The sequence below is a fragment of the Planktothrix tepida PCC 9214 genome (genome assembly GCF_900009145.1).
Classification (GTDB): Bacteria; Cyanobacteriota; Cyanobacteriia; order Cyanobacteriales; family Microcoleaceae; genus Planktothrix; species Planktothrix tepida.
On record NZ_LN889782.1, the window covers coordinates 1,230,643 to 1,243,417 of the forward strand.

At 34.9% G+C, this 12,775-nt stretch carries 8 protein-coding genes; all 8 read right to left on the reverse strand.

Going from position 1 to position 12,775, the window contains the following annotated elements; all coding sequences use genetic code 11:
• Positions 1-125: 125 nt before the first annotated feature.
• Entirely contained in the window at positions 126-1,829 is a 1,704-nt protein-coding gene (locus PL9214_RS08395) for a tetratricopeptide repeat protein (protein ID WP_072718307.1), read from the reverse strand.
• 46 nt (positions 1,830-1,875) lie between these two features.
• Positions 1,876-2,130, reverse strand: a complete 255-nt coding sequence (locus PL9214_RS08400) for a tetratricopeptide repeat protein (RefSeq protein ID WP_072718308.1) — start codon at positions 2,128-2,130, stop codon at positions 1,876-1,878.
• Between the two features lie 25 nt (positions 2,131-2,155).
• Complete coding sequence (locus PL9214_RS08405) at positions 2,156-4,624, reverse strand: glycosyltransferase (protein WP_072718309.1); 2,469 nt, start codon at positions 4,622-4,624, stop codon at positions 2,156-2,158.
• A 54-nt stretch (positions 4,625-4,678) separates the two neighbouring features.
• Entirely contained in the window at positions 4,679-5,524 is an 846-nt protein-coding gene (locus tag PL9214_RS08410; protein WP_072718310.1) for a Stf0 family sulfotransferase, read from the reverse strand.
• 96 nt (positions 5,525-5,620) lie between these two features.
• The gene (locus tag PL9214_RS08415; RefSeq protein ID WP_072718311.1) at positions 5,621-6,490 is read right to left on the reverse strand and encodes an alginate O-acetyltransferase AlgX-related protein; all 870 of its coding nucleotides are present in this window, start codon (positions 6,488-6,490) and stop codon (positions 5,621-5,623) included.
• Positions 6,491-6,544: 54 nt separating this feature from the next.
• Positions 6,545-7,441 (reverse strand): glycosyltransferase family protein, encoded by an 897-nt coding sequence (locus PL9214_RS08420; protein ID WP_072718312.1) that lies wholly within the window; start codon positions 7,439-7,441, stop codon positions 6,545-6,547.
• Between the two features lie 47 nt (positions 7,442-7,488).
• Complete coding sequence (locus PL9214_RS08425) at positions 7,489-11,547, reverse strand: tetratricopeptide repeat protein (RefSeq protein WP_072718313.1); 4,059 nt, start codon at positions 11,545-11,547, stop codon at positions 7,489-7,491.
• A 134-nt stretch (positions 11,548-11,681) separates the two neighbouring features.
• A complete protein-coding gene (locus PL9214_RS08430) occupies positions 11,682-12,746 on the reverse strand; it encodes a calcium-binding protein (protein ID WP_083579922.1) in 1,065 nt (354 codons plus the stop codon).
• Positions 12,747-12,775: the final 29 nt, after the last annotated feature.

Sequence of the window (12,775 nt, forward strand, 5' to 3'; positions counted from 1 at the left end):
AACAGGGGTAATACTTTTAGCTGTTTCATATCACTTTTAAATGATTACAACCTATTTGGGATTGCTATATATTATTTTAATTTTTGTTTAATTTGTGTTATGGTTTAAGTCAAAAATTATCAATTTTAATTTGAGCAATTTAGAGTATCGGGGTCTTGCTGTTTCAGCAAGATTTGTGACAAATGATAGGAATATTTAAATTCTTCAGGTTGAAGATGGTTGGCTTTTGAATAACAGTTTGTTGCTTCCAAAAACTGACCCCGTTGTTCTAAAATATTGCCGAGTTTAAAATAAGCTTGAGCATCATTCGGTAGCATCTGTATTGCCAATTGATAAAAAACAATAGCTTTTTGGAATTCCTGTTGCTGTGTAAATATATTTGCTAATTTAAAGCAGAGTTTTCCATGATTAGGTTTGATTGCTAAAGCGTTATAGTAAGATTGTAAATCATCGGGATTGAGTTCAATCGCTTGTTCGTAACATTCCAGTGCCTCTTGTAGTTTTAAAATCCTTTCTTGTGGCTTCTGTAGTTGAGCCAACGCTCTGAGAGCATCTCCTAGCTTTTGGTAAATATAAGCTAAATTGTGTTGATTGTCACTCAAGTTAAGAAAACCCCGGTAAGCCGCAACGGCTTCTTCCCATTGGGCTTGTTTAGCAAGGGCTTCTGCTAAATGATAATAAGACCAACAAAAAGTAGGATGCAACTCAATAGCGCGACGTGATGCTACAGCAGAGTCTTCCCATTCTTCAAGTTCTAACAAAGCTTTACCTAAATTATGATACGACCAAGAGTAATTGGGATTTAACTTAATTACCTCCTGATAGGCGGTCACAGATTCTTTCCACTGTTGTTGATGCAGCAAAGCATCTCCAAGTTTCTGGTAACTCTCCCAATATTTAGATTCCAACTGAGTCAGCTTTTGCCAACAAATAATAGCTTCTTCCCATTGTTCTAGTTCCTGCAAGGTTATACCCAGCCTTTGATAACACTCTGTCAAGTTCGGGTTGATCTCTAGAACTAAACAGTAACTCTCTCTGGCTTGTTCATAGAGTTGATTTTGTAGAAACGTATTTCCTAATTCCAACAATTTTTTGTCAAGATTCAGAACAGGTTGTTTTTTTTCGAGATCTTGAGAGGCTTGAACAATACCAATTGACTCAAATTCTTGCGCTTGAGGTGAATACTGTTGGTCTTGTTGTACAACTTTAGCTAACTGTGAAAGTTCTGGTAACTTGGGATCAAGTTCAAGCGCGCACGAATAGGCAGCCTCTGCTGTTTCCCATTGCTTTAACTTAACTAAAATATTTTCTAGATGGTAATGTGACCAAGCAAAATCCCTCTTTAACTTAATCGCTTTCTGATACGCCTCAACTGCATCATCCCAACGTTGCAACTCTCGCAGTGCATCTCCTAAATTATTATAAGACCAAGAAAAATCAGGATTCAATTCAATCGCTTTTTGATAAGCTACAACCGCCTCATTCCAACGTTGCAACTTTAGCAAAGCATCGCCTAAATTATGATGAACCTGAGCCACATCCGGCTGAAGCGTGATGGCTGTTTCATACACCTTAACTGCTTCTTCCCACTGTTCCAACTTGAGTAACAAATCTCCTAACTCTCGTTGTACCTCAACCCAAGTCGGGGCAATGGTTAATGCTTGCTGATAAGCGGTGATCGCATTTTCCCATTTTTCCTGTTCAACTAATACCTTAGCTAAACGATAAGCAGGTTCAGCCGGAGAAATAGATCGACGATGACTTTTAACCATAGAAGGCACAATCTGAGGATTCTTAGAAAACTTTGAGGGTTGTTGGTCAATAATCATAGTCAATTATATAATAATTTATAAACACAAAATAAACAATTAAAGGTTAAGAAATCCTAGACAACTCTGCGGCTTGCTGATAAGCTTCAACGGCGGCTTCCACTTCTCCTTGTTGCCAGAGGGCATCGCCTAACTTATGATGAACTTCCCATAACTCAGGCGACTTCTGAAGCACTTGTTGATAACAAGCGATCGCCTTTTCGGGCTGTCCTTGATCTAACCAGATATCTCCTAATGCTCCTTGAAAAAAGATTAAATTCGCGTTTAACTGAACTGTTTTTTGGTAAGAGATGAAAAACAACCTCGAATCTAAACTCTATGTTATCCTAAAATAAATTCAAGATAGAATCCAATTTTTCTGAAAAAACGGTCGCAGAACATTCAATTTCTACTCGATTAAGGGCATTTTTTCTGAGTTTATTCCATAGATTTGAATCTTGATAAAGTTTAACGCATTGTTGAGCGAAATTTACAGGATCATCCGCAACTAATAATTCTATTTCCGCGTTCCATCCTAACTGTTGAGCTATTAAGGATGTGGTAACAATGGGTAAACCATAAGCTGCGGCTTCATGAACTTTATGGGGAATTCCGGCTGCGTATCGGGTAGGGGCTACAAATAATCGAGCTTGGTTATAGAAAGGGATTAAATCATCAACTTTGCCTAATAATTTGATTGATGAATTGTTTAAATTATTAATTTTTTGTTTAATTTCTTCAACGGTATTATTACCAATAATTATAAGTTCAATTGTCTGATCAAGTTGATTTTGAATCAGGGGAAAGATTTCATGGGTTAGCCACAACAATGAATCAGCATTAGGAGATTCTAGTTCATAAATTGAACCTACAAATATTAAATTTTGCCGTTCTGCAAAGGGTTTAGGTGTGGGATAAGGCGAAAAAGTATGACCTAAAATGCTAAGGTTTGTGTAGCCTTGTTGAATAAATTGTTGTTTTTCTTGGGGGGAAACGGTAATAATATGATGGCTATTTTTAGCTAGTTTAATTTCCTCTGTAATAGCTTTTTGACGTTCTTCTTCAGTAAAATTAATTTTATTTAAACGTTTATATTCATAATCTCGAATACTAAAAATTGCTTCTGCGTCATAAATAATTTTTGCTGAATTTAGGAAATTTTCTTTAACTAAAATGGAGTTTAAATGTTTAATATTATGGGGACGACTAACAAAAACCAGATCATAATATCCTTGGCGTTCTCTGAGAAAATCTTCTAACATTACTAACCCATAACCTCGCATGATTTCAACGGTTTGGGGAATATCAGCATAAATTGTTGACCAATCTTCGAGATAACGGAGATCCCCAGGATAAAAGGTAATAGAATAGCCTAATTTAACAAGATGAGACAGAATAGAATGGCTGCGAGTATAGCCTGAACCGACCCAAGGATGAGGGATTCTATCATCAATATATAATAGGCGTTTTTGTTTTTCTCTGGCTTGAGTTCGAGCAAATATTAGGTTTTTGAGATCGCAGGGATATTGAGATTTAAACCAGTCTTTGTGTTTTTGTTTTAAAAGTTGTTGATTTTTTTCCATTAGGGCGATCGCATGATCACTAGAACCTGTATGACTGGAACTAGCAAACTCATAATGAAGAATATTGACATTAGGATCATAAATTATTTTTTTACCAATTTTTTGTAATCGAATACAATAATCTGTTTCTTCATAATAAGCAGGTTGATAATCTTCATCAAACCCACCTAATTGTAAAAATAAATCTCGTGGTGTTAATAGAAAAGCCGCAGAACAATAATCAACGGAACGTTGAAATAAATATTGGGGTGCATTAGGTGAGTCTCCCCGTCCATATCCTAAACAAGTCCCATCTTGCCAAATAATACTCCCTGCTTCTTGCAAAGTTCCATCAGGGAGGATTAATTTTCCACCGACTGCACCAATATCCTTTGAGGATTTAATTGTATTAAAAGCCGAAGAAATACTATCCCCTAAAATTTGAGTATCATTATTTAAAAATAGCAGATAATTTCCTTGAGCAATTTTACTGGCTTGGTTACAGGCAAGAAGATAATGAAGATTTTGCTCATTGAGGATAATTTTTGCACCATTGATTTGTTTTAAGAGTTGGCGAGTGGTATCAGTAGAATTATTATCAACTAATATTAATTCAAAAGATTGAAAAGAATTTCTGATCAGAGAAGTTAAACAACTTAAAGTTAATTCGGCTCTATTATAGAGAATAATAATAATACTAATTTCTGGATTTTCAACCCTTGGAAAATTCAGTTGAGATCCGGTATTGAGAAAACTATCTAGGGCAATTTGGTTGAGGCTATCAACGGCTTGTTTAGCTTGGTCAAGTTGTAACGAAGAGTTTACCTGTGATATTAAATTTGGGTTAAGGGTCTGATTTTGAATCGAGTTAAAGTTCTGTAATTGAGGGTGATTAGGTTGCAGTTGTAGGACTTTTTGATAGGCAAGTTGAGCTTGATCAAAGCGTCCTTGTCTAGTCAGTGCTTTAGCTAACCCCAGATAGAGATCGGCATCCTTGGGGGAGATCTCTAAAGCTTGATAGTAGGTTTGTAGATTATCAGGGTTTTGCTGAATTTTCTGTTGATACAGGTTAAGGAGATGTGATCGTTCTGATGCTGCTTGTTGTTGCAGAATATCCCCAATTTTTTGATGAATTCCAGGGAGGTTGGGATTGAGTTCGAGGGCACATCTGTAATAAGAAATAGCTTGCTTCCATTGGTTTTTAAAATAATAATATTCGGCGATTTGTAAATATTTTGTTATTTCAAGCTGCATTGCTTTGAAGTAAACATCTTTATGTGGGTTATCTTTTTAAAACAAATATTAAAATCAGAAAATTAATTTTCTGATTTCTTCGTTATTCTTCTCTCCCCTATATTTATAGCATATTTGAATTTTATTAAAATTTTCCTTGGTAAATTTAATTGCAAAATCCAGATCTTTTTTTGAGCTTATTTTCCGATGTTGGCTTTCAAAGTCAAAAGAGATATTCTCTGATAGATTCAAGTATTGCAGAATTCTAGTAACTTGAAGCGCAGTTTCAGACCATATTTCTTCATAAGTTATTATTAAAGGTTCAATTTTATGTTTTTTAAAAAATTGTTTCCAACCGAATTCTTGTTCTAAAATATGTAGAAGCCATTCCCAGACACCTTCTTCATTATAAATAAAATCTAGATCATATTTATCCTGAAAATTCTGATCAGTTGAATGATAAACTTGAGTTTCAACAGCTTTATATAATGACATGGCTTGGCTAACTAAATTTAATCTATATAGGTAAATATAATTAATATTTTGTGAAAACAATAAATTCTCTTCTTGTAAAAATTTTTCTACAAGCTGAAACTGAAAAAAAGACATTTCTGCACCAAATACACTAGGACTATTATCAGGTTTTGAAGAGGCAAATCTAATAATAGACTGAATATACTCATTCATATTTTTACAGGAAAAACGCTTTAAATTTTCATCTATAAAATCAGGATTAAACCACTCTTCGGGTAAACCTGCAATATCTGTCTTTATTAACATTTCTGTTAACCAGGAACTACCACTTCTAGGAGTAAAACATATAAAGTAATATAATAAGGGAGGGGAAGTTTTCAAAATTTCCTCAACTTTTAAAACTTCCTCAGCTTGTTTCACTGTATTTAACTGAAAGTTATCATTCATATGTTTTCACAAATTATTTAGGAATACTATAACACATTTTCTAACTAATGTTTCACTTTTTCATATAAAAAAATAGTTACACTTTCAATAGTTATCTTAATTTAAAAATCGTTCAATTTTAAATTCAAAAACGAAATCTGGATTTATGATTTCTGTCATATCATTAGTATATGTTGATTTTATTAGATATATCTCACTAAACAATGGTAAAATCAGTTCCAACATATTTGATAAAAAACTATCATAAAAAATTAATATTTTTAAATTATTATTGGCCTGTCCATTTTTTTTGTACAAAATATATCTAGAGATAATACTCCAATTTAAAACTTTTCCAACTAAAATTACTTCATGTAAAGATTTATCTTTAATCTCAATTAATCGCAAATCGTCATTATCTTTAAATACATATTTATTATAAATTGGAAGTATACCCTCATAAAAATAAAAATCATCTTTTATATCTTCTAATAATAGATCACCCTTATTTGTATCCCAGGTTAAGTCTCCAAGACCTAAACCTAATTCAGATAGAATAACATTAGGTTGTTTTATTAATTTAATTTTTGGCTTATTTATAGTTATTTCTAATTTTTTTTGAATATAATCACAGAAAAAATCAAATACTATTAAATTACCCTTCCTATTTATATGTGTATCTGTTTTGTAATAAACATCCTCCTCATGTTTCAATATTTCATATAAATCTATTACTCTATCGCCTAATTTTTCTTTGTATTTATCAATTTCATTCCTATACAAAATTTTAACGTTATCAGGTAAATATTTTTGACATTGAACTGATTTATCAGGATAAACAAATAAATAATATTTATTAAGATGCTTGTATTTATCTAATAAATTATTTGATATATTCCCTATATTTTGAGAATGTTTTTGTATTTCTGAATTTGAATCATTATTTAAAAACAAATATCCACTTTTTCCTATTAGAGTTTTAATCATATTAGAAGACCAGAACTAATATAAAAATTATGTGCAATTTACAAACTTTTTCCATCAAGTTTTCAGTAGATAATACTTACTTAAAAACGAATCAGCATAATCATTGCCTATGTCAATTATTCTTTGCTGTTCCCGACATTGATAGCCAAAATTATATAACGCCTCAACTAAAAAAGCAACATTGGTATCGTGAGCAATTAAATAGCCTACTCCCAACTGGCGAACTCTTTCTCCTACCGCTCCAATATCAAAAGCAAAAGGATATAAACCATTTTCTAGTGCTTCACTAAGAGTATAGCAATAGGTTTCAGGCACTGTCGTAAAAAAGGCAACAAAATCCAGTTTACTTTGACTAATTAAATCATTGAGTTCTTTTGGCTCATAAGCTCCAGAAATAGTAACGTTTAACAAATCTTCAAACAAACTATTATTTGCTGTGTGACCAATGACTATAAATTCAATATCCTTTTGAACTTTAGCTGCATATTTGGCACATTCATAAATAGTTTTTAATCCTTTTATTTCTGATATACCCCCCATTAAACCTACCCTAATGGTTGATTGATAATCATTTTGGGAATGTAAAACAACCGTTTTGTTAACATCAGGATGATACCTTAATGTAAATTCGATTTCAGGGAAATATTTACTCATTCGTTTAGCCATATCTTGACTAGGAACAAATACCTTTCGGGCAAACTGTAATATTATTTTTGATTTTAGCCGCCACTTTTCTATACTATCTATTTCTTTATAAATTTTTTGTAAACTTTTATGGGTTCCATGTCCCTTAATACATATTTCGCATCCTTTAACCGGAGGTTCTTGACAATATCTACCCTCATTCTGACTCAGCGTCACCCTGGGACAAATTGATGCATAATCATGAAGAGTAACATCATAGCTGAGAGCTAATCCTTCTAGTAAATTTTCAATAAAATTATTAGACATCTCCAAAATAGAAAAAAGGAGGGGTAAAAAGATGATAAAATTAAATTTTACCCCGGATTAGAGATGAGTAAATTANGTTGTTGGCATTGGCGCATACATTGCTGATATTTCCCTTGTTCAAATAACTTTTGAACCTGTTGCAAGGTCACGTCAGGGAAAATTGTTGTGTAGGATACAGAAATTGATGTTTCTGGTTCCATTCCCCTGAGTTGGGGTCGGGGTTGTGTTCCTCCAATTTGGGGTTGCCAAGAAAGAACTTCTGAGACTATCCTCGAAAACAACGGTTGGGACTCAGCTTGATCTTGATGGGTTTGGCTATACGCTAACCCCAGGGTGAGGGTTTGCATCGCCATTAAGAGTCTAGGGTTCAACTCCATCGCCCGACGATAACAAGCTATCACTTCTTGCCACCGTCCTTGTTGTCTTAAGGCTTTGCCTAAACTATTGTAGGTTTCAAAACTGGAATTTAACTCAATGGCATGATGATAGGCATCAATGGCAGCTTCTAACTGACCTTGAGCCGCTAAGACTTCCCCTAAATTATGATAGGCTGTGGCATTGGTTGGATCACATTCCAAGGCATAACGATAACAGGTTGCTGCGGGTTGAAGTAAACCTTTTTTCCACAGTAAATGACCTAATGCTAAATGATCCGTTGCACTAAAAGCAGTGGGTTCTATATTAAATCCTTGATACCAAGATTCAATGGCTTGATCTTGATTTCCTATTTGCTGGAATACTTGACCTAAACGGTGATAGGCAACTGCTAAATTAGGATTAAGAGCGATCGCTTTTTGATAGGCGATAATTGCTGATTGCCACTCTTGACGTTTGGCATATAAATTCCCAAAATTAGTATAAGCAATAGCATTTTTGGGTTGAAGTTTAACTAACTTTCGATAAGCTTTGATTGCTAGATCTAAACGTCCCAGTTGATTGAATGCTTTTCCTAAAATTTCATAAGCTTTACCTTGGTTTGGTGATTGAGCGATGACTTGCTGACATTGAGCGATCGCTTTTTTGAATAACTGATCATTCAAATCCTGTTCCGCTTGTTTCAAAATTTCTGTTTCATTTCCTGTAGAGACATTGCATACAACGTCCCTACAAGGTTTTGTATTAGAGAGAGCAATTTTTTTTGATTGGGTTGCTTGTTGTTGAGCCGTTTTTAATGCAGCTTGAGCTTCTTTCCAGTTGGGTTCTTGCTTTAACGCTTGACGAAAACAAGCGATCGCAAACTCTATTTTTCCTTGGCTTAAAAGGGTTTTTCTTAAATTCAACTGTTCCTGAGCACTCACTAAATCTGGCTGCAACTGATAAGCGTGATACCAACATTCTGTCGCTTCCTCTGTTCGATTTAATTTTGTTAAGACTTTTGCCAAATTTTGATACAGTTTCTCACAATCTGGCTTGTATTTTAAAGCTTTTTGATAAAATTCAACCGCTAATTCCCATTGCTGTTGTTTCGCATATAAACTCCCTAAATTCCCTAACGCTTCGGGTAAATTAGGCTGTAACTCAATCGCTTTTTTATAGGAAGCTTGAGCTTGTTCAAAATTTCCTTGAAGCTGTAGCACATTTCCTAATATTGTGTAAGCTTCTGCACAGTTTTTATCGAGGTTTAAGACTTTTTTACAAGCTAAAATTGCTTCCTCAAAGTTTTTTTGAGTCAAATGCTCTTTCGCCTTTTTCAACCCATTTTCTAATGCCATTACATCAAGGTTTGAGGATAACATCATGGGCTTGGTATCACAAGAAGAATAGTTAGATTTAGCCGTTTCCTTTAGAATATCAGAAAATTGAATCAATGTCTCTAAAGATTTAACCTTAATTTGCAGATCTTCCACTAAAGGAGTGGGATACATCAATTGTCGCAAAAAAGAACACCCTAAAGCTTCTCCTTGGATAGAATAATGTTTCAGTCCCAATTGCTGACTAATTAGCCAATAATAAGGGCGAATATAATGGGGAGAAACTAACTCCACTACAACGGTATTCGCTTGACAAAAAACCAGATTTGTTAATCCTGCCCCATGGGGTGCGATAATGACTTCAGCTTGCGAAAATAAATCAGCCTGTTCTTGAACTGTCAAGGTTTCTAACTCTATCGATACAAAACCCCATTGATTCAAATACTCTAAGATTTCTCCTTCATTCAAAACTCGTCGATATCGAGCTTGGTTGCGACTAATATAAATTCGTTTAGGATAGGATTTTATTTCAGGTGAAATATCAGTTAAAAATAAACTTCGCAAAAACTTAATCGTATTAGGGACAACCCAACCCACCGAAGCCGGATAGGAAGGGACAATTAAACTAGAGGCTTGCAAATAAGAAACTTGATCACTTTCTATAATTTTATCAGCCGGAATTCCAATTTTTTCTAAGGTTTCTCGTTGAAAGCTTTGTTTTGTTGAATTAATTAAAAACCCATCTATTGTGTTTAAATCAATGCCATTTTCTTGTAAAATTTTAATTCGGGGTAAAATATCAACCATCCAATGAAAATAGACATTTCCTGATAGTCCTGATAACACCACAACACGACCTTGAATGACTTTTAGGGGTGGAAGCTCATCTAACCCAAAAACCTGATGTTGACTCCAATCATAATTTTTACATCCGGGTAAAGGAGTCGGATAAAATTGAGACAATTCGGGAATTAATTCATTGTCTGAATTGAAAATTGCGATCGCATTACAGACATTCCACCAACTGGTTTTAGGAGCCACCCAAGCTCGTCCTTCAGGAATGAGCGTTACAGTAGAATTAAGATAGTTTTCTAGTAAATTTGCTGGAGAAAAATACTGTTCAATTCCGGGTGCGATTAACTGAGGTTTAAACTGTTGACGAAGTTGTTTTAAACAAGATTGACAGTCTAATCCTTGACATTTAGGTTTATTTTTTTCAGGAAATTTTACAGATTTAGGGAGTTTTAATTGATAGCGATCTTTGGCGAACGTTAAAATTAATTTTTTTTGATCAACTTGCTGCTGTTTTTCTAAAAACTCACTAACTTTTTGATAAAGTTCTGTATTATTTGGTTGTTGGGATAAAGCTTTATGATATTGCAAAGCAGCCCTATTAAAATGCCATTTTTTAGCTAAACAATTCCCCCAGTAAATATAAGCTTCAGTTAATTGGCGTTCAATCTCAATTGCTTGTTTATAATAACGTTCTGCACTGGGATAATTGCCATATTCCACTAAAACTCGACCTAAATATAAATAGGTTTGAGCTAAATATTTTTGGACAAGAGAAGCTTGAGGTATTGATTGTTGTAATAATATTTTTAAAAATCGACCACTAGCAGCCGTCGCTTGATCCATTATATCTTCACTGTTGAACCTTTCTGCCCACTGACAATAAGCTGTTATCCAAGATTGTTCTAAAGCTACAATTTTTTGCAGATAACTGATTGCTTCTGCGAGGTTATTTTGAGCTATTAATACAGTTGCACATTGACTGTGAAGCGAAATAGAATCCGGTTGAATCTTTAACCCTTCTTGTAAATATTGCAGAGCTACCGAAAACAAATTGTGCTGATAAAAAATTCGCCCTAAGTTTTCATAAGCTTTAACGAAACTGGGTTTAAACTTAACCGCTTGCAAATAATTTGAGATCGCTGCATCTATATTTCCATTTTTTAAATAAGCTTCACCTAAATTATTATAAATTTCTGCTTGTTCAGAGTTTAAATTAAGGGCTTGCTTAAAAAGTTCAATAGCTTGAGAATATTCCTCAATTTCTATCCATAAACATCCTAAATTATTATAAGCTCTGATGAGTTGAGGTGCAAGTTCAATTGTTTTTTGATAACTTTTGATGGCTGATTCAATTAAACTTTGATTTTGATAAACCACTCCTAAATTATAGTAAGCTTCTGCATAATTTGGGTTTTGTAAAGTTGCTTGTTTATAGTAACGAATTGCTGTCTGAAAATCCTGTTTTTGTTCAAAAATAATCCCTAAATTATAATAAACTTCCGGCCATTGAGGACGGCTTTCAAGAGCTTGTTGATAATAGGAAATCGCTGGGTTGAGTTGTCCTTGATTTTGTAGAAACAAAGCTTTTTCAGCGAGTTCTTTTTCTTCTAAGTTTTCCATGATTCTGTACTCACCAACACCCTGAAACTAAATCAAGTCAGATTTTGTTGCATTAATTTGCAAGAATCAATTTAGGCTGTAGGGGGAAGGTTCTCTCATCCCTACAAAAACATCTAAATCTGAGATTTTTGCTTTTAAATTAGGTCAAAATTGTCATTGCTTAAGGTTAAGTTTTGACCCATATCTAATAGAGGTGTTACGCCTCCTTGTTGGTCAATATAGTACAGTAAACCCGTTTCAGGATCATAAATTAGATTCGCATCACCAGCATCCGCAGCATTTCCAGAGAAGTTAGCAAGGGTTTGGAATTCTCCGTTGGCGATTGCACCGGGTACACCTGGAGCGATAGCTGAGAAATCAGCAGCGCTTAAGGCTATGACATCATCTGAAGGATTAAAGTCAGTTAATGTATCTTTGCCAAGATCATTGATATTTCCCTCATAGACAAAGGTATCTTTTCCTGCACCACCCGTCAGGGAATCATTTCCTGCACCACCAATTAAACTATCATTGCCTTTATCACTGGAAAGGATATCATCCCCATCATCTCCAATTAAGGTATCGTCACCTTTACCGCCATAGAGATAATCACGGTCTAACCCACCATTGAGGGAGTCATCGTCGTCACCCCCATAGAGGCTATCAATCCCGGCTCCACCATCAAGAATATCTTTTCCTTTCTCACCATAAAGCAGGTCATTATCCTCACCTCCGACAATTCTATCGTCATCTCCCCCACCATAAATGATGTCATCTCCAGAACCCCCATCTAGGGCATCCTGTCCTTTCCCGCCATAGATGGTATCTTTGCCTTCATTCCCGAAAACCGTATCATCTCCTTCATCACCATAAATCAGATCATCCCCGACTCCGCCAAAAACCAAATCTTTTCCTTTTCCGGCATAAATGGTGTCGTTCCCGTCTCCCCCCAAGAGGGTATCATCTCCTTGTAAACCCGTGATAACATCATCACCGTCACCAGCATCAATCACATCACTTTTCTGACCGGACTGGATAACATCACTCGTTGAACTTCCAGCCAATACATTAGGTTGGTCAAGTGAGCCGACTACTACTAACCTTCCCGTTTCATCTCGAGACTGGCTTGCTGGTGGGGTCGCACTTTGTCTGACTGTCTCGGCAACAGCAGCCTTAATTCTTTCTTGGACGGTTACATCTGGAATGATTAGGTTGGACATGGTTTCAAGTTTAGTTAAACCCCATAATT